Below are 23,803 nucleotides of genomic sequence, written 5' to 3'. Positions count from 1 at the left end.
CCCGCATTTGCCCACCGATAGTAGGTAGCGCGCGGCACGGATAAGGCAGATAAAATCGCCGTAACCGTGTATTTCTTACGGAACTTTTCAACGATCTTCAGAACTACTTGTTTCTCAACTCCTTTACCATCTCCAAATACTTTTTTAGAATTTCATTCTCCTGTTTTAGATGAGTATATTTACGTTCTTTCTTTTCCTCTTCACTTACATTATCTGGTCCCAGTCCATATAAATACTGTTTACCAATCGGTTGATCAAAACGATGTATTTCGTTCTCCCTGTACCATTTCATCCATGTCTTTATTTGGGAGACATTCTTAATTCCGTGCTTCTCCATAATCTCTTGATTAGTTAATTCTCCTGCCATCTTATCTTTCACTACAGACCATTTTGTTTCGCTTGAATATACGTTTTTGCCCATGCAAAAACACCTCCGATTTTAGTACATAATTTCAGTGTACCATTTCGAAGGTGTTTTATCGTGTCTCATTTTCTTAGGTTAGTCTAGTATACTCCGGCGTTTTTTCTTTATTCTACGAAAACGTCATTTTCATTTAACTTAAACCCTTTTTGCTGGATAACCACATGAAAATAGGTGCTTATCCCGGATGGCATGATCAAACTACGAATCGCTCGATTCCGTTTGCTGACTTCTGAAAATGGATTGGGGTCATAATGGTTCGCTAATTCTTTTAGAATTCCGGACTTTAATAAAAATTCATCCTGTCTGAGTTTGGTAATTAATTCTAATTCTACCTGCTCACCCTTTTGAATGAGATAATCAAAATGAATATGCGTGGTAATATCCATTTCACCTGGGTGCTGTAAGACATCATCAATCATCTGATGCTGATAATACCCTCTTAAACTCCCTTTTGCCCTCCTTGGGTCCATCCACTCCTCAAGTGTATAGCCATAATCAGCTGTCACAACCATTCCTTTTATGAGGGACTGAGCAATTTCCCGCACCATCTTTTCCATTGCTAACGGGATCTCTATCCGCTGTTTTTCCTTTAGTTTAAGCTTGCTTTCCTGTAAAAAAAACAGGATATCTGAATCCGTTAACAATACTTTTTGCTCATACAGTTCGTTCCTTCGAATCCCTATCATAACCTCAAAAAGCTGCCCATCGACTTTCTCGATCACACGAACTGGCAGGGCATCGAATAGTTCATTGGAATAAACCATTCCCTCAAAAGCCTCAACATTGCTTATACTTTCCACTTGGACAACCGAAAAATTAGTTAGCAATTGCCTTTGCAGTTTCTGATGATAGGGACTGCTTTCTACAATTATATATTTTAATGGGGTTTTAATCGTTTCATGCCATTCCTGTAAAAATGCCTCCGCAAAACGTCCATTCCCAGCTCCAATTTCACAAAATACTGGAGCTAATTGTGTCCTTTCACATACGTGAGAAAACCATTTTGCCATCATTCTTCCGTATATATCAGATATATTGCTTGTTGTTATGAAATCTCCTTGTCGGCCAATTTTCTGTTTATCTTTCATATAATAACCGAAATCAGGATGATATAAGGCTGCCCCCATGAAATCCGCATAGGTAATTAACTCATTGGGTGAATTTGAAATTAAACTCTTTAAAAATATATTCATATATGCTCCTTTTTAAATAAACACTATTGACACAGTGTAAACTTTATAATATTGTAAAGATAGTAGCTTAACTTTTATCCCCTCCCATATTAGAATAGAATATCCCCCAGAAAAACCCTTCTCAAATTGGAGAAGGGTTTTTCTATTTTTGTCTTCTCTCTATCCTCTAAAATCCATTCAAGAACGGATTACTATCCATTTCATCAGCGATGGTTGTTACAGGGCCGTGGCCTGATAAGACATACGTTTCCTCAGGCAAAACAAGCAGCTTATCATGAATGCTTTTTAATAGCTGTACCTCGTTTCCTCCTGGTAGGTCTGTACGGCCAATGCTGCCTTGAAACAGGGCATCACCTGAAAAAACAAACCCATCCTTTTTGAAGTAAAATGAGACACTTCCAGGTGAATGTCCTGGTGTATGAAAAATGTCAAACTCAAAACCACCTATTTTCATTTCTCCTTCATTTTTTAAAATAAAATCAGCTGGCTTTACTGTAATTGAATCCTGAATCATAAAAAATTGCGAACCATTTAATGAAGAGTCACCCAGCCATTTTTCCTCTTGTTTGTGAAGATAAACTGGAATTTTATAAAAATCCCTTACTTCATCAACACCCCCAATATGATCGAAGTGCGCATGGGTTAGAAAAATTGCGAGAGGTTTTAATTTCCTATTGTTCAACAAATGAATGAGTTTTTTCCCTTCACTACCTGGGTCAATAATTAAACACGAACGATCTGAATTTTCTACAATATAACAGTTAGTTTGAAGTGCCCCTAATGGGATTTGTTGCCATTTCATACTTTAGTACCTCCAATTGAAATTGCGATATCATTATTTTACACTAAGTAAACAGTTGAGAGAAAGAATACTAATTCAATGGTCTCTTATTTGCACTCGACAAATGAAAGAAAAAAATATAAAATAAGAGTCGAATGTATATAATATAGGTACATAATTTTCTTTGGAATGTTTGAGGCATTGCCTGCTTATGATGAAAAAGGGGGATTTACCATGGGTTTAGTAATTATTTTTGCTATCGTAACCATCCTTGCAGCTTTCGGTGGATTTTCATCACTAAAGAATAAAAATTTCTTAGGTGCATTTTGGGGTGTAGCGTCATTTGTGACTTTTGGTTGGTTTACAGTTATGACCATTGTTCATTCTGGTTTTCCAACAGGACATCACTAATAATCTTAAAAAGACTGCCATCAGGCAGTCTTTTTTCTATCCCTCGTTTAACAGTGTGGTTACCCGCTCTACTTTATATTCCATACTACGTTTAACATCCCTTCGGTCATCAATACGAATCGTTGTAGCGACCCGCTGGATTCCTTCAGAGAAGGGTACCTCATGCATTTCTTGAATTACTTCAAAAAGGATAGGTAATTCACCTTCAATTATCGTATTCATCGGTGTTAATTGGAAACGAATCTTCCCTTCTTGTTGATATTTCCTCAAAACTTTTTGAACACTTGCCACATATTTACTGACACTTGGTGTTTCCGTACCAATTGGAATGACTGCTACATCTACAATGGCCATGCAATATTACCTTCCTCTCCTATATTTTCATCACAACCTGATTTTATCATATTGGGAGATCAAATAAAAAAATGACAACCATATTGTCATTCTTTTATCAGCTCATATATTTTCTTGGTCTTAATATCGATAATTTTTTCAAACTGATTCCCATACAAGAGTGCATCACCAGAAGGAGATAAATGAATGGGCTCATTTTCTAACCCATCCATGATTAAGCTGCTACTTCCGTTCTTAGGATTGTAAGCTAGGAGTTGGAAGCCCTCTGTATAGGAATCCGCTTCACCACTTGTGACAGGACTAAAGGTAAAAAATTGTCCCTTCTGCTCATTATAGTCATAGAAAGGAACTAACCAATCTGAATAATTTGTAAGTTGTGGAATAGAAAAAGTGAATAGCTTTTTCATTTCTTTGTCAAAAAATGAATAGTTGGCCATCGATTGATCTTGTTCATTAACAGAGACAGTCACGAGCAAATCGTGAAATTCGGAAAAATCGATCACTGAAGAAAACAGTGTATTTTCCATCCCATTTTCTAAACTTCTATCAATAAGTGGTGCAAATAAGGAAGGATTATTTTCATCCCAATTAATGAAGGCAACCTCATTCTCACCCTTCCATTTTATAAAAGGTTGGGGCAAGGTAAGTTCGGTAGTGTTTGACTTATTTAGATCAAGTAATAATACTTGAAAGCTCCAATCCTCATTAAATTTCGTGACCAGAATCTCTGATTCCTTATAAGGATTCCACTCAAAAGCTAATTCATAGGAAGCAAAAGATTTTTTCAATTGTTCCTTCCCTTTTATATCTATAATTGTAACTACTCCTTCGTATGATGACGGCGAGGTATGAATTAACATTCTCTTTTTTGAAGGGCTAATTTGGACGTTGACTATGGGATATTCACTTTTATAAATTAGTTCACTTTTACCTGTTAAAAGATTGTACTGATAGACACTTGAAGTTTGTTCTAGATTTGTAATGTAGAGGACTTTGGTTCCAGAAAGCCAGCCGACGAATTTATAAAATTCACCTTCAGGGATGGAAATAGGTAATTTCCATTCGTTTCCTAGAGCAGTAGCAGGTGATTTAGGCTTTTCATTTTTAGCGGTAACTTTTTGTTTCAACTGCTCTTTTTGAGCACATGCAGTTAAAATGAGAATTAAAAAAATTAAACGGAGGATCAGAAAAATAGGATAATTTTTTTTTTGCCGGCTCAATTTATCGATATTTCCTCCTCTCATTTTCGCTCTCATAGGTTAGTACGTTTTTTTGACAAAAATGTTTCAACATTTTTAGCAAATAATACTAAATAGGAAAAAAGCCGCATGACTGCGGATTTTCCCTTTGGAGTTTATTGATTTAATTTATTCTTTATTAGCCATGCTGCACCAAGGACACCTGCATCATTTCCTAATGTAGCCAAAGCAAGTTTCGTGGAATCCCTTACAGGTGAAAAAGCAAACTTCTCAAAATTATTTTTTACTGGATCTACTAATATATCGCCTGCTTTTGAAACACCGCCGCCAAGAACAATTTTTTCCGGATTTAGGGTGTTGGCAATACTAGCTAATACGAATCCTAAATGAAAGGAAACCTCATCCAAAATTGATTTGGCCAATTCATCACTATTACGGGCTGCATCAAAGACATCTTTTGCTGTAATGCTGCCATTCTCAGCAAGCTTTTCAGATAATTCACCTTTTAACCCCTTAGCTAGTTCAACCTTAGCTAATCGAACAATGCCTGTTGCAGAAGCCACCGTTTCCAAACAGCCGGTCTTCCCGCAATTGCATGGTGCACCACCCGATGGGATGGCTGTAATATGACCTATTTCTCCCGCAGCACCATTAATGCCTTGAACAACTTTGCCGCCAACAATTACGCCGCCACCGACACCTGTTCCGAGTGTGACACAAACAAGGTCCTTCGCTCCAGCGCCCGCTCCCATCCACATCTCACCCAATGCCGCAGAGTTTGCGTCATTTTCAATCGCTGCTGGTAGTGAGGTCGCTGCTTCAAGACGGTCCTTTAGGGGATAGTTATCTGGCCAGCCTAAATTTACGACATTTAAAACGATTCCCTTTTCATAGTTAACTGGTCCAGGTGCCCCCATACCAATTCCTAGTAAATTACTTTTTAATTGATCATGTTCAGCAAGTTTTTCATCAATTGCCTTAGCAATATTACCTGTAATGTTTTGTCCTTCATTTGTGTTATCTGTTGGTATTTCCCATTTGTGAACGATTTCACCTTCAGTTGTTACGAAGGCTAATTTAGTAGTTGTCCCACCAAGGTCAACACCAACAATCCATTTTCTTGACAATAGAATCACCTATCTTTTTTGACTTTTTCTTTTTGAAATTGTATCTCATGCCTCAAAATTAACAGAGCTGTTTGGAACTCCATTGGCTCAATCAGCTGTGATTGATATAGTTCCTTTAGCTCCATTTCCATTAATTCAAGGTCCGCGACTCTTTCACCAATATAAATAATGGTTCCAAAGCGCTTTAAAAATTGCTGAATATCATAAATAGTTTTCATTTATATCTCCTTGTATTTTAATTGAGAGAAACATATTAGTACAAGCAATATTTTTTTCAGAAATATAATTTGGTTAGTCTATTCTCCTCCGTCAGAGGATTGAAGCTGGCGATTAATTTCGTGTAGTAATTCAGAATACTCCTGTTGATTCGGTTTAAGCTTAATTGCTTGTTCTATATTTCCTTTAGCCTCTTCCAGATCTTTTTGCTCAAGATTAATGAGAGCTAAATTAAAGAAAGCCTCCTCAAAACCAGGGTCTAGTTTTATTGCTTTTTGTAGATGTGTTTTAGCTTCAGGAAGCATCTCCTTCTTAATTTCTACGAAGGATAGAAGAAAGTAGGTTTTCTCTGATAGATTGACGGCATTTTCTTCAGATTCCTTTAAAACGTTGTAGGCCTTATCGTAGTTGTTTTGCTTTATATATTCCTGGGCCATCAACAAATTAGAATTTTCATCATGTGATTTTCCTAAAGAGCTAAAACCATAAGATAAAGAACCATATAGCAGTGCAACAGACGCAATAAAAAACAACATTTGCAGCCATAGTTTGTTCCTCTTTGGAAAGTGGACAGTGCCTGCTGCTATGAATCCCCCTGCCAACCCGCCTAGATGACCTGCATTATCAATTCCCGATGCAGAGAACCCAACCACAAGGTTGATTCCAAGAACGACAAGCAAATTCAATCCCATTGTTCGGAAAAATAACTTCGGATAAATAACTCCAAAATAAAGTAATGCACCAAAACAGCCAAAAATAGCACCGCTTGCCCCTGCTGATAAGTTAGCACTGAAGATGAAACTGGCAATAAAACCTGTAACTCCAGCAAACAAGTAAATCCAAAGAAAACGAAGATTGCCAAAAATTCTTTCCACTTCAGTTCCGAGAAAGTACAATGCAAGGGTGTTCATTGCCAGATGGATAAAACCAATATGAAGAAAAACGGGTGTAATAAATCTCCACCATTCTCCTTCAACGATTAATTGGTTGACCTTGGCCCCGTATTTAATCAAGGTAGAAGTATTTGTGCTTCCACCATGAAGCTGAAGCCAGAAAAAAACAGCAACCTGAATGGCAATGAAAACATACGTAAATATTGGTTTGCCATTCAACAGAATAGCTCTCTCCGTCTTAACTTTCTTAATCGCATAATCCAATGCCGCTTTCTTAACGTACTCAACATCCTCTTCTAAGTAATCATCATTGATTGAAAAATGAAGTTCAGCCCCAAGCCTCTCTGAAATACGATGAAAACCTGCTTCGTATACCCCTTGTGCAAAAAGAATCGAGCTTACCATCGTTTTATTTCCTTCAGAATGGACAAAAGGTTTCGCGAGACGAAATTCATATTCATCAACTGGAGGGAATTGACTAACATAAATATTGACCACATTTAACTCATGTCGACCAATTTGCTTGCGGACTCTCTCTCCATTTGCAGCAGTAAACTCAATATCACGCTGCATAGCATTACTCCAATCCAAATTATGGAGCAGCAGACGAATGATCGGTGCTTTTTTATTTTCTATTTTTTCTAGCCATAATTCTTTTTGATTTTCAAATAATTGAATAATACGGTAACCATGATCTGAAATAAATGAATACGCTAATTCCCAAAATATGTAACGTTCTCTATTATTCATTTCCCCCCTGCTTCCTATGTAAAAATAAACGGCCATATCAAGCTACGATAATTCTTTTTCTTATATCTTTCATTATAAACGATTCTCGAGTAACAATAATCAATCAAGCTTTTTATTTTTATTGAGATACGTCTTCTCCATAAAAAAAAACCATCTGTGGTTTTCACCATTCAGATGGTCTTCCAAAAACCGATTGCATCATTTTTTGTTTTACACCTGGGAAGCTCATAACTGAGCCTACTGCAAGCCTGCGCATCCAACTAGACCCTAGTAGCACATTGATAAGACGGTATCTGTATCTGAAACCAAAATAACCAATAGAACCAATCATCAATATGGATGTTAACATACGAGACATTCTCATCCCTCCTACTAGTATTTTGCGATTATGACAATCATTTTATCCATAAAAAAAGGACTGAATTCACAGTATAAGAATTCAATCCTTTTGATTAATAGTTCTTAAAGACCGGTTCCATCGTTTGCTTTAATACATTCACAGAATTAACGAATTTCCCCTGCTCTTCGTCATTCAATTTAAGCTCCACAACTTGCCTAACTCCATATCGATTAACTACAGCTGGTACACCTATATAGATATCATTCTGTCCATATTCCCCATCTAGATAGGCAGAAACAGTTAACACAGAATTTTCATTTTGAAGAATCGCTTTTGTCAATCTTACTAGACCCATAGCAATTCCATAATACGTTGCACCTTTTCTCTCAATGATATGGTAGGCAGCATCACGAACATTTAAAAAGATTTGATCAAGGTCCGTTTGATTAAACCCTGTTTTGTTTTTTGACCACTCACTAATAGAAGTACCAGCAATATCCGCATGACTCCATACGGGGAGCTCTGTATCACCATGCTCTCCAATAATATAGGCATGAACATTACGCGTATCTACATCAAAATAATCGCCAAGCAAAAAGCGGAAACGTGCTGTATCTAAAATTGTACCAGAACCAATTACCCGCTCTTTTGGCAGCCCTGAAAACTTCCAAACGGCATACGTTAATATATCGACCGGATTTGTAGCAACGAGGAAAATACCATCAAACCCACTTGCCATAATTTCCTCGACAATTCCTTTAAAGATCCTTGTATTTTTTTCAACTAAGTCAAGTCGTGTTTCCCCTGGCTTTTGGTTTGCACCAGCTGTGATAACAATTAGGTCTGCTTCACCACAATCCTGATAACTTCCGTACCATATTTTCGTCCGGGATGGAGAAAATGGAAGGCCGTGATTCAAATCCATTGTGTCTCCTTCTGCCTTTTCCTTATTTAAATCAATCAAGACAAGCTCCTCTGTTATCCCTTGATTTAATAGGGCAAAAGCATAGCTTGAACCCACAAATCCCGTTCGAGCCACTCTATTCACGCGATTAAACATGACCAGTCCTCCATGTAAAAGCATTTTGCTATATCAATATCATTCATCCCCAAAAAAATTAGTTATTCAAATAAATGACTCCTATCACTGACATAGCAGCAACAAAACCTGAAAGGAAATTCACCATATCATTATCTACAAAGATAGACCCTTTTATTCTATTTGTCGGCAAATCACAATGCCTCTTTTTTTCAGTCTCTATCCCGCATTTCGCACAAACATATACCTGTTGGTAAAAGGCACCAATCAACGTATCAATAACATTTCCGAAAAAACCAAAAAGGAAAACAAGAGCTGTTAAGAAATAACTTAAATCAAAAAGCCAAAATCCTATGATTGAAATTAAGAAAGAACCTGCAAGGGAAGCGAAGCTTCCCAATAAACTGATTGCTCCCGATGTCCCCTTTTCAACCCGTTTAAAGGAACGTATGTATAATGGTTCTTTTTTGCTTAAACTACCGATTTCCGAGGCCCAGGTATCAGAATTTGCACTAGCCAGACATACTATAAAGCCAACTAACCAGATCATATCATTGTTGAAATACTGAATGATACTGAAAAGCCCGGCCGCTCCTCCATTCGCAGCGACCTGACGCCAATCTCTTGTAGCCCCTTTTGCAAGCTTTTCTTCTATTATGCTCTTATCACTACTTTTATATTTTGACCAAAAACTTGAAGAGGCAAAAAATACCCCAAGCAGGAAAAGACCATTTTCACCGAAGCCTAAATACACTGCAAGTCCAACTAAAATGGCAGCAAAGGCCCCTGATCTAGTCAAGGATTTGGATTTATAACCTGCCGCACCTGTCAATAGAATTCCAACGAAAATCAAAATCTCTATGATCATTTTATTTTGATAACTCCATGGTTTGTAATAATTTGGGAGACCGGTACATCATGCTCCTCAACAAGAAACTGTGGGACCAATTGATCGGTAAAGGCAAGTGAAATCGTCATACCGTGGTAATTTTGTAAATAACGATCATAATAGCCTCCACCAAAACCCAAACGGTACCCTTCTTTTGTATAGGCTAAACCTGGAACAATCATTAGGTCAATCCTATCTGCGTCAACTTCCTTAGTTACTTCCTCAATCGGCTCAAATAGACCATAAAATACTGATTCCAGCTGAGAAAATTCATTTAAAGTTCTAAAGGATAGCCGTCTTTCATTTGGATCACATTTTGGCACAACAACTTGTTTTCCTGATTCCCAGGCTTTGCGAATCAATTGATATGTATCCACTTCTGGTTGTTTTGAAACCGTTAATCCAATAACTTTTGCTTGTTTCCATGCTTCATCCTCATAAAGTGTACAAGCAATTTTATACGAATAATCTTCGTATTGAGGTTTTGTAAGCTTTGAAAGTGTCTCTCTCATTTGCTTACGAATAGAGTTTTTATTATTCATTTTAGTAAGCTCCTAACTTTTAGACAACAAAAAAAACAGCAGGAAGCCCCTACTGTTTATTTTGTTTCGCGATGTGCTGTTGAACGTTTTTCTCTTGGGCAATATTTCTTAAGCTCAAGACGATCTGGATTATTACGTTTATTTTTTGTTGAAATATAGTTACGATCTCCACACTCAGTGCAAGCCAATGTAATATTCACACGCATGTTTATTTCCCTCCAAACAATTAAGCATTTCTTTCATACGACTTTTCCATAATATCATTTTTTAAAAGGAAATGCTAGTATGTTTTTTTGTTAATAAACTTTCATTCATTTCAGTGAATTTTCTTTAAAAGTGCTTCCTCCATTGAAATCAATTCACTTTTTTTGGAACCTGTCATGGTCCATGTGTTCATTTTAGCAATTCCATGCGACTCTATCGTCATTTTCATTGCAAAAATACTGGCCGCTGGACCTTTCGCCATGGGAAGATAATTCAAGTTCCCCTTTTGAAGTGAACTCCAAATTTGATTTGTAAAAACCTTCCACTGCGGCATGGCCGTATATTCTTTCATACCCACTCCATTGATGTCTCCATTAACTAAATAAATATTCTTATTGGCGAGGTGAAAAATCCTATAATCTGTTGGAGATACAAAAGCTAGGTTGTCTTGAATAACATTGGGAAAATAATGCAAAGCCAAGATCTTAATCTCTTTCGTTTGCTCGCTGTGATTAATGACATACACACTTGAAAAACGAACTTTGGAGTGGGGTTGCTCCTGTTTCACTTTAATAATTATTCCTTCCTCTTGAAAGACCTTTTTTGTACAATCATGGAGCCAAACATACTTTCCGTTTACCCATAAACCAGGAATAAATTGCAGCGTATCCGGCAGTTGGTGGACAGGAGTCTGTTTATATTTTTGTTGTTCAGTTAGAGTCATCGTTTTACACCTTTTTATAAATTATTTGGTGTTTCTTTTTGTGCATCAGTATGAACGCGTTTGTTCAATACAGTATCTTCCATTACCCTGCTTGTTTCGGATGCAATACGTTTCCATCCATACAGGCTTATCACAATTTGTCTTCCTTTTTTGCCAATTTCTTCAGCTTTAAGTGGATGATTTATTAGAAAGTCGATTTGTTCGAGCATGCTCTCTACATCCCCAGGGTTCATTAGTAATCCTGTATGTAGATGCTTCACAATACCTTTCATCCCACCTGTATTGGATACAATCGTCGGTTTACCTAAGATCATCGTTTCAAGTACCACTATTCCGAAAGGTTCATATAAACTAGGAATGACTGCAAGTTCACTTCCAGCAATGAGTGAATTCCTTTGCTCATCAGTAACATATCCCACAAATGTAATATGGCTTTCTAAATTCCGCACGTTAATTTGTCTTCGATACGTTTCGAGCATCGGTCCTTTTCCCGCTATCACAAAAAAGCAGTCTATTTCCCTCTCTTTTGCGATCGAGGCTGCCTCAATTATGGTTTCAAATCCTTTTTCTTTTACGATTCTACCAATTGAAAAAATGTATTTCTGATCCTTAAGTTCCGGAAATATTTCCTCTGTATCATGTTCATTCAAGACAGGTTCAATACCATTTGGAATAATGGCAATCTTATCATTTTTCGCCTTAAAGATGGAGTTGAGAACATCTTTCATGTAATCGCTGCAAACAATAATTTGATCGGATTCGCAAATTAATTGCTGTTCCTTTTTATGAATAAACTGTTGCATTTCAGTATGAATACCGTTGTTCCTTCCATACTCTGTCGCATGAATGGTCGCTAGTAGTGGAATTTTCAGTGATTCTTTCAATACAATCGAGGCTGAACCAACAAGCCAATCATGGGCATGGATGATATCAAAATGGATTTCCTCCGCTAATTTTTCTGCCTTGAAAGCCATAGCTAAATTAAGTCCACCTATCCACGAAAGAAAATTATCATCGTATTGGTTTATTGGTTTGACTCGATGAACATTTACGCCTTCCATATTTTCAAATGATGGAAGATTACCATTTATCGCCGTTAAAACATGGACTTCATGTCCTTTTTCTGCCAAATGAACGGATAATCCAAATACATGCCTTGAAAGTCCGCCAACAATATTAGGAGGATATTCCCAGCAAAGCATCAGTATTTTTAATTTCATTTTATTCGATGATGCTTTATGAAAATCATCTAGTTGGGAGAATATATTATCCATTTATATCCTCCATGTTTTTTGATTCCACGTAATAACTATACGTACTAACATGATCAATCCACTTTGGCGGCTGCTCTTCATGTTGCTTAAGTTGGATTAGATCATGATTCATTTCAGTTCCATTCGGTATTTCCATCATCGGAGTTTGAATGGAATTAGAACGAAATAGAGGGAAAAATTCCTGATTGGAAATAGTAATCCCTAATTCTGCTACATAGCTGCGATTTGCAACCAATCCTTTTATGAACCAATGTCCTTTCTGATAAGGAACCGCGATTTCAAAAAAATGGTGAGCATTTTTTCCTGTAAAAACCATATCTGTGACATCATAGATCCGAACAACAGGGATAAGACTCTCAAAGCTAAGATTAAAAAATAGTTCAATCATTTTTTTTGGTATATCGGAAACTTCCCAGAAGAGAAGCAATTTGCGGGGGGTAACAAGCTTTGCGGCCAACTCACCTTTAATTGGAATAAAATCTGTAGATGGATGGTTAGTTATATTTCTTCCATCTCCTTTTAGGTTACTAATCTCATTAATCATGTCTTCCTCCATTTCTGCAAACAATCAATATATGCACCAAATTCCAAATTATGCTTAATACATGATAATTTAATCGTACCACCAGATTCAACCGCGCACAATAAACGCAAATTGTCGTTTCTTGAAAGACTTTAGAATTAAATCCCAATCCTTTTACCTTATAAAATAAAAAAAGATAAGGCATAAAAATCCTCATCTTTAATAAACACTATTTATCATTAGTCATTTAAATTAACACGGTTACCTGTCACAAGGTAAATGACATGCTCTGCGATATTCGTTGAATGGTCTGCAATTCTTTCAATAAATCTACATACAAACGCTAATTGAATAATTTGGTTTGTTGAGTTTGGATTTTGTGGGATATAGCTCAATAACTCTTGGATTAAGCTTCCAAACATTTTGTCCACAGCATCATCTTTTTCCGCGCACTTTTTTGCCAACGTAACATCTTCTGAATAATAGGCTTTTATGGAATCAGAAACCATCTCTAAGGCCATCTCCATCATTTTTGGTATATCTATTATTTCTTTAAAATGCTCTTCCTTGCCAATATGGATGGTCGATTTTGCTATATTTACTGCTATATCTGCAAAACGTTCAACCTCAGATGAAACCTTTAATGCCACATTTATTTTCCTAAGATCGGTGGCTACAGGTGATTGTCTTGCAATTAATAATAATGCTTTATCATTAATTTCATATTCTAACTCATCGATTTCATTATCACCATCAATTACCTGTTTCGCCTTTTCCATATCCTGATTTATTAGGGCAACCATCGATTCTTGGATTGCGTGCTCCGATTTTTCAGCCATTTTTAATAGAAGATCTTTTAATTCTTTTAAATTATTATCAAAATTTGTCCTCGTACTCATAGTAGACACCTCATCATCCGAATCTTCCTGTAATATATCCTTCAGTCCGCGAGTCTTTAGGATTAGAAAAAATTGTCGAAGTTGAATCTAGTTCGATTAATTCACCCATTAAAAAGAAAGCTGTTTTATCTGAAACCCTTGATGCCTGCTGCATGTTATGGGTAACAATAACAATTGTATATTTTTCTTTTAATTCTAGGATCATTTCCTCAATTTTTAACGTAGAAATTGGGTCTAATGCTGAAGTAGGTTCGTCCATTAACAACACTTCAGGTTTCGTTGCAAGTGCTCTTGCAATACATAGCCTTTGCTGTTGTCCCCCTGATAGACCTAAAGCAGGAGCATTTAAACGATCCTTTACTTCTTCCCATAATGCTACATCCATCAGTGATTTAATGACAATCTCATCTAGATGCTTCTTTTTAGTGATACCATGGACTCTCGGGCCATAGGCAACATTATCAAAGATAGATTGTGGAAAAGGATTTCCCTTCTGAAAAACCATTCCAACGTGTTTGCGTAGTTCGACGAGATCCATTTTCTTGTCTAATATATTTTGCCCATTTAGATTAATTTCGCCCGTCATTTTTACATTTGGGACCATATTAATCATTAAGTTTAAAGTTTTGATAAATGTAGATTTTCCACAGCCCGAGGGACCGATGATAGCGGTAACCTCTTTTTTGTCAATTGGAAAGTTGATGTTTTTTAATGCATGATGCTCTCCATACCATAAATTCAGGTCTTTGACATCAAATACTTGTCTGGTTAATGTTGGTATTGCCACAACTTTTCCCCCTTATCCAAACCTTCCAGAGATATATTCCTCTGTCTTTTTAACAGATGGATTGGTAAAAATTTTTTCCGTATGATCATATTCAATTATATCACCGCTCAAGAAGAAGGCTGTTTTATCAGAAATACGTGATGCCTGCTGCATATTATGGGTGACAATAATAATGGAATACTCTTTTTTTAACTCAACAATTAAATCCTCAACTTTAGCATTGGATATTGGGTCTAGTGCCGAGGATGGTTCATCAAGGAGCATGACTGTCGGTTTCATCGCAATCGTCCTTGCAATACAAAGTCGTTGCTGCTGCCCGCCAGAAAGTGACAAAGCAGATTTATGAAGCCTGTCCTTTACTTCCTCCCATAATGCTGCTTTTTTCAGACTCACTTCAACCATTTCATCAAGGTTGCTTTTCTTTTTGATTCCAGCAAATTTAAGGGCGTGTGTAATATTCTCATAAATTGATTTTGGAAATGGGTTGGGCTTTTGAAAAACCATGCCGATTTCCTTACGGAGAGCAACGACATTTATTTGTTCCGACAGAATATTGAGATCTTCATATATGATTTCTCCCTCCGCCCTTGCTCCAGGGATCAGGTCATTCATTCGATTAATACTTCTTAAAAAAGTGGATTTACCACAGCCTGAAGGGCCTATGAGTGCTGTAACGGAATTTTTTTCAATATCAAGTGAAATCCCATTGACAGCTCGTTTTTCTCCATAGAATATTTCTAAATTATTTACCTTTAAGATATGTTCCTTTTGCAACTGGCTGTTAGACTGAACAGCTTGATTTTCGGTCGATTCTTCTTTAAATGCTGTAACCATCCTATCTCCCCGCCCCTTATTTTGATGCTGTTACCTTTTTATGAATCATACTTCCTATCCACCTAGCTAATAAGTTAAATATTAATACCGATATTACTAAAACAGCAGCTGAACCATTAGAAACCTCTTCCACATCTGGAATTAACCCTTGTGTATTTACAGACCAAATGTGAACCGCAAGCGTTTCTGCTGGACGAAATATATTCAACGGTGATTGAGGTGAAAATGGATTCCAGTTTGCGTAATCGAGTCTTGGTGTTGAAAGACCGGCTGTAAATAATAATGCAGCGGCTTCACCAAATACACGACCTGCAGCAAGAATCGCACCAGTTAATATCGTCGGAAAAGCACTTGGTAATAAAATAGTTTTTATCGTATGCCATTTGGTAATCCCTAAGGCAAGACTAGCCTCTTTCAAATCACTTGGGACGACACGGATCGCATCTTCACTCACCCTTACAATTACAGGCAGGTTAAAAACCGTTAAGGCTAAGGCTCCTCCTAAAATGGTGTAGCCCCAGCCTGTTAAATTAACGAACATTAATAAACCAAACATCCCAATGACTATGGATGGTAAAGAGGCTAGAACTTCTATACAAGAACGGACAATGTCTGTAATTTTCCCCGGCTTAGCATACTCAGCCATATATATTCCCCCGCCAATACCTAACGGAAGAGCAATTAACATCGTAATAAATAATATATAAAATGAATTGAACAATTGGTCACGAATTCCCCCGCCCGCACGTACATTGCTTGACGGAGAGGTTAAAAAGTCAAGCGAAATATGTTTAAATCCATTAATCAAAATATATGAAAATAAACCAACTAATATAGAAATGATTATGATTGCAATGGCTATAAATACTCCTGTGGCAATCCGATCTGCAGTTTTACTGTTCATCACATTTTCCTCCTTGACGAAAGGTAGCGAATGAGGAGAATAAACGCAAACGACATGATTAATAAAATTAAGCCCATTGACCAAAGAGTATTATTTTCTACACTACCGTAAGTTGTATGGCCCATGTTAAGAGTAATAATTGTCGTTAAGGTTGCTGATGCGTCTAATAAGCTTGTTGGTAAGTCTCTTACGTTACCGATGACCATTTGTACCGCAAGAGCTTCTCCAAATGCTCTTGCCATCCCAAGAACGATAGCAGTCAAGAGGGTAGGTAATGCAGCAGGTATTAAAACTTTTCTTATAGTTTGCCAGCGAGTAGCACCTAAGGCATACGAACCTTCACGAAGATTTTTAGGCAGTGAACTCATCGCATCGGTTGCAATTGTCGTTACTGTCGGCAAAATCATGATTGATAATACAATGGTACCTGAGAGCAAGCTAAAACCAAGTCCGCCCACATGTTCCCTGATAAATGGTACTAACACTGTAAGCCCGATGAAGCCATAAACTACAGATGGAATTCCGACCAAAAGCTCTATCACTGGCTGTAAAATTTTCCTTCCCCATGAGGGTGCAATTTCGGTCATAAAAATCGCTCCGCCAATACCTAATGGTGCTGCCACTATTGCTGCAAGAAAGGTTACCGCAAAGGAACCAAAAATAAACGGTAAAGCCCCATATTCGGGTTTCGCTTGATTTGTAGGATTCCAGTGGGTACTGGTTATGAACTCAATAAGACTTACACCATTTTTTATAAAAGATTGTAAACCCTTTGAACCAAGGAAAATAGTTATCGAGATGGTTGCTGAGATCATGATGACAGCACACAAGATAACGAGAATTTTCCCGCGCAATTCCCCATCGAGCCAATTTTTCTTAGACCTTAACAATCTGTCTTTTGCAGGAACTAACTTTTCCATAATGCACCAAACACCCCTAAAATACGTCATAATAGGGTAAATGCTTAATTGCATTTACCCTTTCATTATTCAACCTGTTTTTATAGGTTTTTTTGATTTCCTTTAGCATCGCGTTCAACTTTCATTTTTGTTACTGGTAGATATCCTTGTTCTTTTAATAGTGTATTTTGGATATCGTCAGACATTAAATAGTCAAGGAACGCTTTTGCAAGATCTGTTGCTTCACCTTTTGTATAAGAGTGTTGGTATGCCCAAACTGGGAATTTACCAGATTGCACATTTTCTTCAGTTGGTTCTACTCCATCGATTGCAAGTGGAGTCACAGATTCGTCAGTGAAGTATGAGAATGCAAGGTAACCCACTGCACCATCAGTTTCATTGATAATCTTTTTAACGGTGTTTGAAGAATCTTCCGTAATCCCTTCAGCAGGTGTTGCTCCATCAAGGGCGAACTTATTGAATACTGCACGTGTACCTGAAGAGTCCGGACGGTTTACAAGAACAATCTTTTGATCTGCTCCGCCAAGTTCTTTCCAGTTCGTAATTTTTCCAGTGAAAACTTTAATTAAATCTTCCTTTTTAATATCTTTAATACCAACTTTAGGGTTAACAGCTGCTGTCATACCAACAACAGCTACTTTATGGTCAACAAGCTGATCAGCTGGAATACCTTCTTTTTCTTCAGCGAATACGTCTGAGTTACCAATCTGCACAGATCCTTCGGCAACTTGTGATAAGCCTGTACCAGATCCACCAGCGTTTACTTGAACATCAACATTTGGATTTTCTGCCATAAACTCTTCAGCAGCAGCGGCAACTAATGGTTGCATTGCAGAGGAACCTGAAACGCTTAAGGTACCAGAAAGTTCAGTGGTCTTATTATCTTTATTAGCAGTTCCTTCATTTTTATCAGTAGAAGCTCCGCCACAAGCAGCTGCAAATACCATAAATGCGGCAAGAGTAAGTAATAGGCCGAATTTTTTTAAGATTTTCATTTGTTTAATTCCCCCTGTGAATTTTGGTTGGCTTGTTATTTGTTCTGCCTTACATGTCTAAGGATAATGTTTAACTGTTAACCGAGTTTTAATTAAATGTAAAGGTTTTGTAAAGATATGTTGAGTTTGTGTAAATCGACAAAATTCTCTAGATATAAATTGTCCTTAATACGTTAAATCAATACAGAGTAGAACTTAAAAATATAAAAAACACCTGCCTCAAATTGAGACAGGTGTTTCAGTAATATTAATGATCTGCTTGACTACTGTTTTGGGTTTATTCGTTATTTACTTCCTGTTGATCAGAGGTGGCATTTTTTTCTGTATCTTGACGTTCTTTCTTTAAGTCAAAGTACGCATCCAAGACTCTTCGGCCGATTAAATTATTGATGCTTGGACCGCTATTCCCTTGATATGCCCACGGTACGACAACAGCCATTGCCACCTCTGGATTATTAGACGGTGCAAAACTTACGAGACTTAGGTTCATTACTTCTGTCCCACGCTTGGACTTATCAGAACCGTCATAAAATGCCTGTGCTGTCCCCGTCTTACCTGCAGGGTGATAATCTGCGCTCTTAAAGTAACTTACAGCTGTACCGTCACCCACCTGCATGACCATCCGAAAACCTTCTTGAACCCGTTTAATCCAAGATTGCTTCATATCTAAACGATTTAATACTTTCGGCTGAATTTCCTCAACAATAGGACCCAATTCATTATTTTCCATTTCCGGTTCGCGAATTTCCTTAACCAGATGCGGCTGGATACGATTCCCACCATTTGCGATTGTGGAGACGTACTGCGCGAGTTGGATTGGTGTATACGTATCATACTGACCAATCGAAAGGAAAAGAAGTAAACCAGGAGTCCTTTCAGGACCTGGAAAGCCGCTCATTTCATTAGGTAAGTCAATCCCTGTACGCGTACCTAAACCAAACTGACTAAATGACTGCCGCATCGTATCAAAGGCTGAATAATCTAATGGTAGAGGTTGATTTGGTCTATACTGGCCACCAGCCATCGCAATAACAGTTTTCCACATATATACGTTGGAGGAGACCTGTAGTGCCCTTAAATCATTTATCCTGCCAAATGTCCTCCATGATGACATGACAGGTGAGCTAGCTATTCTCAAAGGCTCATCTAGTTGTGTAGAGCCTGGTTGTATTGCCCCAGTTTTATAACCAGTTAATATCGTTGCCCCTTTAACTGCTGAACCAACGTTATAAGAAGTGGTAATATTTCCTCCTGCGAAGTCTTTCATGACTGTTTTTCCTTTGTTATCTTTACCAATTTGTTTTCCAGCCAGTGATAGGACTTCACCGGTATGTGGATCCATCAGAACGACGAAGGCTCGATCTAGAAGGGAGGTATTTGGTTTTTGCTTTGCACTCCACATTTCTTCTTCGATGATATCTTCTACCTTCTTCTGAAGATCCATATCAATGGTTAAAACAAGATCCTTACCCCTTTTTCCTTCCGAAACTACTTCAGTTGAAAGTATTTTACCGGACTTGTCCGTTACATTTTTCACTTTTGCCTTTTGACCATGTAATACATCTTCATATTTTAATTCAAGATAACTTTTTCCAACTCGGTCATTACGGCTGTAGTCACGGGCCATATACTTTTCTAATTGCTCCTTGGGAATCCCTGCTTCGGAGGAAGTTACATCTCCTAATATGGATTTTAATGTATCACCGAAAACGTACTTTCGTTCCCAATCAGTTGTTGTATCAACACCAGGTAAGTTTTCTAAGTTTTCACTAACAATCGCAAATTCTTCAGGTGTAACATCTTTATTTTTAACAATTTGCGGCGTCAAGGCATAACCACTATTAAAGTCCCTATAGACAGCAAGGGTTTCAAGATCTTCTCCAATAATACTGTTTACTTCATCCTCAGTTATTCGATCGATCTGAAGTTTATAAATTTGCTTATCATCCAATTTTTTTTGTTCATATAAAGCCCATTCTTTTTTCGTAACTTTTGCTTTTGCTTCTTTAGGATGTTTTAAAATCCAATAATCCTTTTTATCACGAACAGGAACTTTCGATGTATCTTTGTTAATGATTTTTGCTAATTTTGCCGCGCTCTCCAACATTTCCTTTTGGGTGGTTTGTTGATATTTTGTGTAAGTAATCGCGTTCAGGGGTGTATTATCAACAATGATTTTACCATTGCGGTCGAACATTTTCCCCCTTGGTACAGGGTTATTAACGGTAATATCTTCAGTCCGTTCAATTTCACGTTTAAAATCATCACCAAATACGATTTGCAATTCACCAAGTCTAAGGATAAGGATAGAAAATAGCAAAAACACGACAAAGAATAACATGTTTAAACGAAAGGGCACATGTTCCTTCTTTTTTTTCTTTTTATTATTCAAGGTATATAAACACTTCCTTTTTTCACGGCTTAAAGTCACTTTCTCTATTTTAAAGGATAATTCCGCTTTTATCTATGAAAAACCCTTACCATTTTCAGCATAAAAGCCTCAGTGAAAAATGAAAAATGCGGTGAGTAAATAAAATACTCATCGCATTACGTTGCTGGTAAATGTACTCTTTTAATAAAAAGATAGATGCATGTGTGCCCTGCACCCAAAGCAAGAAGTAGGATTGGTATACTGATTTCTGCATTAAACCAAGTGATAGCAGCTAGAAAGGATAATATGGAAACAATCCTTCCCAAATTCAAGAATATTTCCCGAACTACAATGTACTCAATCCTCATTTCTGCCGCTTTCCAACCTGTTCCAATCACATCATATGTAGTGGACATATATGGGACGAGCAAAAGCGGATAGGCAATTGCAATCATCCCGCCATAGATTAACAATTTGACAAAATTCACGTCCCAAACAATTAACAGGACAGACGCATATAGGATAAGTCCACCAATAAGAATCGCTTTTTTTCGAAACTTTTGTTTAATTAACCTAGACGCAAGATAATACGCTATAAATGATATTCCTGAATTAAGGAGACCAAATGTTCCTAAAGACAGTTCACTTCCTGTCGAAATATAAACAAGCACTGATATGACAAATGCAAAGGTCCCTTCCCTCAGTCCCTGGAAAAAGTGAGCGTTTGTAATCAAACGCCAATTTTCATTTTGTTTTCTTTCATTAAGAATCTGTTTAAAACAATAGCTTCCTGCCGATGGTCGTGGTTTCAATGAAAAACTCATAAAAACCGCAAGTGCAAATAAAGCTAGCGACATCCCAAAAACAATGGTATATCCAGTGAATTTGTCAAATCTAGTTATGATGATTCCAGCAGCGATTGGTCCAATCATTCCACCCGCAGACGATAATATCCCTAAAAAACCATTAAAAAAATCTCTCGTATCTGGTTCGGTGATTTCAAATGTTAACACATTATAAGCAAGCCAATAAAACCCATAACCTACTCCTAACAGACTCCCTAATAAAAGTAAATAAGTAGAAGCCTTTGTGCCAGCGATTAAAACCATTACATAAAATAACGCTAAAAAAATCACACCGATTCTAAGCACGATTACTCTGTCAATTTTCTTGGCCCATCGGCCAGCTAAAATGAAGGTGAGCAGTTGTAAAACAACAATCGATAAATTAAAAAGGGCGATATCTGAATACTTACCCGTTTGTTTCCATAGATAAATATTTACAAACGTATTGGATAAAGCAACACTTAATGAATATAACCCACCAATAATCAGCAAAAGTGATAAATCTTTTGTTAGTTTTACATCACCTAGAATCTTAAATTTTTTTGCCATAAAAAACTCCCCTTTATCTTATGGGTAGTCTTTAACAAGCAAGTTTTTCTTATTCACTTATTCAAATCCAAAAAAAAGAAGACAGCCTAAGCTGCCTTCTTACCATTGCTATTATTTTGCTTGGCTGTAACGTTTTGAAACTTCATCCCAATTTACTACATTCCAGAAAGAGGAAATATAATCCGGGCGTTTGTTTTGATATTTCAAGTAGTAAGCATGCTCCCATACATCAAGACCAAGAATTGGAGTTTTACCTTCCATTAATGGAGAGTCTTGGTTAGGCGTACTTGAAACTTCTAATTCTCCGCCAGACACAGATAGCCATGCCCAACCAGATCCGAAACGAGTAGTTGCTGCTTTAGCAAACTCTTCTTTGAAGCTTTCGAAACTGCCAAATTTGCTGCTGATTGCGTCAGCTAATTCACCAGTAGGTGCACCGCCGCCATTTGGAGAAAGGATTTGCCAGAATAATGAATGGTTAGCATGACCGCCGCCATTGTTACGAACTGCTGTACGAGCAGCTTCTGGAACCGCATCCAAATTAGCAATAACTTCTTCAACTGATTTAGAAAGTAATTCTTCATTACCAGCTAAAGCGTTATTTAGATTGGTTACATATGTGTTGTGATGTCTAGTGTGGTGAATGTTCATTGTTTCTTTGTCAATATGTGGTTCAAGTGCGTTTTCTGCATACGGTAATTGTGGTAATTCAAATGCCATGATTATTCCTCCTATGTATATGGTGATTTTTTCAGCCTTAGAATTTAGAATATTTCTAAAGCTTTCCTTTTTAAGATACCAAAGTCAGTGCTCAGTTTCAAATATAATGCTTAGGCTCTTAACATAAATACCATACCCGTAATGAAGAATTTTATTCTAAATTTCACTAAAACGTAATCCACTATCCTTCCTAATAATTATTCGAAAAATTGTCACCTTTCATCCAAAGGGCAATCTGTCAACGATTTTTGTCATATCCGACTTTTGTCACTACCAATTCATGTAAAGGCTCCATTGACACCTTGTTAATAATTTATTTTAATCAAAGTGAAGGGTGCTAAGGAGTGATTTACTATGCAGAAAAGTAGTTATTCTATATACAATTTACTAGTTTACTTTTACGAAAAAAAAGAACCAATTCAAAAGATTAAAGCCGGTTCCGTTCTTTTTCAAGAGAAGGACCCTGCCCAGTATGTTTTCTTATTGCTTAAAGGAAGTATTTCACTTGGAAGAGTTCATTTACGCGGCAAGGATTTTATCTTAAAAATCTTAAATGGCCAGGAATTAATTGTAGAGTATCAACTTTTCAAACCATTTCCTCATTATCAATTTTACGCAAAAACGATGACAGATTGTGAAATGATCTTTATCAAGAAGGAACAATTTGAAGAATTTATTAAAAATGATCCAGAAGCAATGAGCGCTCTTGTTGCATGGCTAAGTACAGGTTATTTAAAGGCACAAATGAAATGCCAAGACCTAATTATGAATGGGAAAAAAGGGGGTTTATATTCAATTCTCATCCGCTTATCTAATACTTATGGAATTAAGACAGAAGATGGAATTCTTATTGATCTGCCCTTAACACATCAGGAGTTAGCTAATTTAACCTATGGGACGCGTGAAGTTATTCAACGCGCCTTAAAAGATCTTCGCGAGAAAGAGATCATTACCTACGATAATCAAAAGTTTACCATAAAAAAACTCAACTATTTAAAAGAAGAAGTTGACTGTCAAAATTGTTCCTTTGAAATTTGCGGATTAAATTAATCAACCAAAAGCCACCCGAAAGGTGGCTTCAGACTGTCGACAAATC

27 protein-coding genes are annotated in these 23,803 nt (G+C 37.1%); 2 read left to right on the top strand and 25 right to left on the bottom strand.

The window, feature by feature from the left end:
* Window positions 1-103: 103 nt before the first annotated feature.
* The 3 genes from J7E67_RS29465 to J7E67_RS29455 form a co-directional block, all read right to left on the bottom strand.
* On the bottom strand, window positions 104-421 hold the full coding sequence (locus tag J7E67_RS29465; protein ID WP_214733386.1) for a helix-turn-helix domain-containing protein: 318 nt from the start codon (window positions 419-421) through the stop codon (window positions 104-106).
* Window positions 422-528: 107 nt separating this feature from the next.
* Complete coding sequence (locus J7E67_RS29460) at window positions 529-1,617, bottom strand: class I SAM-dependent methyltransferase (RefSeq protein ID WP_214717401.1); 1,089 nt, start codon at window positions 1,615-1,617, stop codon at window positions 529-531.
* 166 nt (window positions 1,618-1,783) lie between these two features.
* A complete protein-coding gene (locus J7E67_RS29455) occupies window positions 1,784-2,419 on the bottom strand; it encodes an MBL fold metallo-hydrolase (protein ID WP_214717403.1) in 636 nt (211 codons plus the stop codon).
* A gap of 213 nt (window positions 2,420-2,632) precedes the next feature.
* Between J7E67_RS29455 and J7E67_RS29450 the strand changes: the two genes are divergently transcribed.
* On the top strand, window positions 2,633-2,809 hold the full coding sequence (locus J7E67_RS29450) for a DUF2759 domain-containing protein (protein WP_088088972.1): 177 nt from the start codon (window positions 2,633-2,635) through the stop codon (window positions 2,807-2,809).
* Window positions 2,810-2,845: 36 nt separating this feature from the next.
* Here J7E67_RS29450 and J7E67_RS29445 read toward each other — a convergent pair whose 3' ends face one another.
* The 22 genes from J7E67_RS29445 to J7E67_RS29340 all read right to left on the bottom strand — a co-directional run bounded on the left by J7E67_RS29445 (window position 2,846) and on the right by J7E67_RS29340 (window position 22,707).
* Window positions 2,846-3,163 (bottom strand): MTH1187 family thiamine-binding protein, encoded by a 318-nt coding sequence (locus J7E67_RS29445; RefSeq protein ID WP_214717405.1) that lies wholly within the window; start codon window positions 3,161-3,163, stop codon window positions 2,846-2,848.
* 86 nt (window positions 3,164-3,249) lie between these two features.
* Window positions 3,250-4,383 carry a YqgU-like beta propeller domain-containing protein gene (locus tag J7E67_RS29440; RefSeq protein WP_214733385.1) on the bottom strand — a complete coding sequence of 378 codons (1,134 nt, stop codon included), beginning with the start codon at window positions 4,381-4,383 and terminating at the stop codon, window positions 3,250-3,252.
* Window positions 4,384-4,517: 134 nt separating this feature from the next.
* Window positions 4,518-5,489 (bottom strand): ROK family glucokinase, encoded by a 972-nt coding sequence (locus tag J7E67_RS29435; RefSeq protein ID WP_214717408.1) that lies wholly within the window; start codon window positions 5,487-5,489, stop codon window positions 4,518-4,520.
* A gap of 5 nt (window positions 5,490-5,494) precedes the next feature.
* Window positions 5,495-5,707 (bottom strand): YqgQ family protein, encoded by a 213-nt coding sequence (locus J7E67_RS29430; RefSeq protein WP_088088976.1) that lies wholly within the window; start codon window positions 5,705-5,707, stop codon window positions 5,495-5,497.
* Window positions 5,708-5,785: 78 nt separating this feature from the next.
* Window positions 5,786-7,348, bottom strand: a complete 1,563-nt coding sequence (locus J7E67_RS29425; protein WP_214733384.1) for a rhomboid family protein — start codon at window positions 7,346-7,348, stop codon at window positions 5,786-5,788.
* A 163-nt stretch (window positions 7,349-7,511) separates the two neighbouring features.
* Window positions 7,512-7,706 carry a hypothetical protein gene (locus tag J7E67_RS29420; RefSeq protein ID WP_088088978.1) on the bottom strand — a complete coding sequence of 65 codons (195 nt, stop codon included), beginning with the start codon at window positions 7,704-7,706 and terminating at the stop codon, window positions 7,512-7,514.
* Window positions 7,707-7,800: 94 nt separating this feature from the next.
* Complete coding sequence (locus J7E67_RS29415) at window positions 7,801-8,748, bottom strand: L-lactate dehydrogenase (RefSeq protein ID WP_214733383.1); 948 nt, start codon at window positions 8,746-8,748, stop codon at window positions 7,801-7,803.
* A 58-nt stretch (window positions 8,749-8,806) separates the two neighbouring features.
* The gene (locus J7E67_RS29410) at window positions 8,807-9,595 is read right to left on the bottom strand and encodes a DUF92 domain-containing protein (RefSeq protein WP_214713389.1); all 789 of its coding nucleotides are present in this window, start codon (window positions 9,593-9,595) and stop codon (window positions 8,807-8,809) included.
* Complete coding sequence (locus tag J7E67_RS29405) at window positions 9,592-10,158, bottom strand: 5-formyltetrahydrofolate cyclo-ligase (protein WP_214713388.1); 567 nt, start codon at window positions 10,156-10,158, stop codon at window positions 9,592-9,594. The genes J7E67_RS29410 and J7E67_RS29405 overlap by 4 nt, the downstream gene beginning before the upstream one ends.
* Window positions 10,159-10,214: 56 nt before the next feature.
* Complete coding sequence (gene rpmG, locus J7E67_RS29400; protein WP_066064234.1) at window positions 10,215-10,364, bottom strand: 50S ribosomal protein L33; 150 nt, start codon at window positions 10,362-10,364, stop codon at window positions 10,215-10,217.
* A 110-nt stretch (window positions 10,365-10,474) separates the two neighbouring features.
* Window positions 10,475-11,086 (bottom strand): hypothetical protein, encoded by a 612-nt coding sequence (locus J7E67_RS29395; RefSeq protein WP_214733382.1) that lies wholly within the window; start codon window positions 11,084-11,086, stop codon window positions 10,475-10,477.
* Window positions 11,087-11,100: 14 nt separating this feature from the next.
* Window positions 11,101-12,360, bottom strand: a complete 1,260-nt coding sequence (locus tag J7E67_RS29390) for a glycosyltransferase family 4 protein (RefSeq protein WP_214713386.1) — start codon at window positions 12,358-12,360, stop codon at window positions 11,101-11,103.
* On the bottom strand, window positions 12,353-12,904 hold the full coding sequence (locus tag J7E67_RS29385; RefSeq protein ID WP_214713385.1) for a DUF4912 domain-containing protein: 552 nt from the start codon (window positions 12,902-12,904) through the stop codon (window positions 12,353-12,355). Before J7E67_RS29385 ends, J7E67_RS29390 begins: the two co-directional genes overlap by 8 nt.
* Window positions 12,905-13,122: 218 nt before the next feature.
* Window positions 13,123-13,782 (bottom strand): phosphate signaling complex protein PhoU, encoded by a 660-nt coding sequence (phoU, locus tag J7E67_RS29380; RefSeq protein ID WP_214713384.1) that lies wholly within the window; start codon window positions 13,780-13,782, stop codon window positions 13,123-13,125.
* Window positions 13,783-13,795: 13 nt separating this feature from the next.
* Window positions 13,796-14,569 (bottom strand): phosphate ABC transporter ATP-binding protein PstB, encoded by a 774-nt coding sequence (gene pstB, locus J7E67_RS29375; RefSeq protein ID WP_214713383.1) that lies wholly within the window; start codon window positions 14,567-14,569, stop codon window positions 13,796-13,798.
* Window positions 14,570-14,581: 12 nt separating this feature from the next.
* Complete coding sequence (pstB, locus tag J7E67_RS29370; RefSeq protein WP_214713382.1) at window positions 14,582-15,403, bottom strand: phosphate ABC transporter ATP-binding protein PstB; 822 nt, start codon at window positions 15,401-15,403, stop codon at window positions 14,582-14,584.
* 16 nt (window positions 15,404-15,419) lie between these two features.
* Window positions 15,420-16,307: a phosphate ABC transporter permease PstA gene (pstA, locus tag J7E67_RS29365; RefSeq protein WP_214733381.1), complete on the bottom strand. Its 888-nt coding sequence runs from the start codon at window positions 16,305-16,307 to the stop codon at window positions 15,420-15,422.
* Complete coding sequence (pstC, locus tag J7E67_RS29360; RefSeq protein WP_214713380.1) at window positions 16,307-17,227, bottom strand: phosphate ABC transporter permease subunit PstC; 921 nt, start codon at window positions 17,225-17,227, stop codon at window positions 16,307-16,309. Before pstC ends, pstA begins: the two co-directional genes overlap by 1 nt.
* A gap of 80 nt (window positions 17,228-17,307) precedes the next feature.
* Complete coding sequence (locus J7E67_RS29355) at window positions 17,308-18,222, bottom strand: phosphate ABC transporter substrate-binding protein (RefSeq protein ID WP_214713379.1); 915 nt, start codon at window positions 18,220-18,222, stop codon at window positions 17,308-17,310.
* A gap of 277 nt (window positions 18,223-18,499) precedes the next feature.
* Window positions 18,500-20,563, bottom strand: a complete 2,064-nt coding sequence (locus tag J7E67_RS29350) for a peptidoglycan D,D-transpeptidase FtsI family protein (protein WP_214713392.1) — start codon at window positions 20,561-20,563, stop codon at window positions 18,500-18,502.
* Window positions 20,564-20,769: 206 nt separating this feature from the next.
* Entirely contained in the window at window positions 20,770-21,987 is a 1,218-nt protein-coding gene (locus J7E67_RS29345) for an MFS transporter (protein ID WP_214713378.1), read from the bottom strand.
* A gap of 111 nt (window positions 21,988-22,098) precedes the next feature.
* Window positions 22,099-22,707, bottom strand: coding sequence for a superoxide dismutase (locus J7E67_RS29340; RefSeq protein WP_088088992.1), 609 nt, complete (start codon window positions 22,705-22,707; stop codon window positions 22,099-22,101).
* 354 nt (window positions 22,708-23,061) lie between these two features.
* Between J7E67_RS29340 and J7E67_RS29335 the strand changes: the two genes are divergently transcribed.
* Window positions 23,062-23,757 carry a Crp/Fnr family transcriptional regulator gene (locus J7E67_RS29335; protein ID WP_214713377.1) on the top strand — a complete coding sequence of 232 codons (696 nt, stop codon included), beginning with the start codon at window positions 23,062-23,064 and terminating at the stop codon, window positions 23,755-23,757.
* Window positions 23,758-23,803 lie beyond the last annotated feature (46 nt).

The sequence above is a fragment of the Bacillus sp. ISL-46 genome (assembly GCF_018613205.1).
Note: the sequence above shows the minus strand (reverse complement) of the source record. Positions and strands in the feature narration are given on the sequence as shown.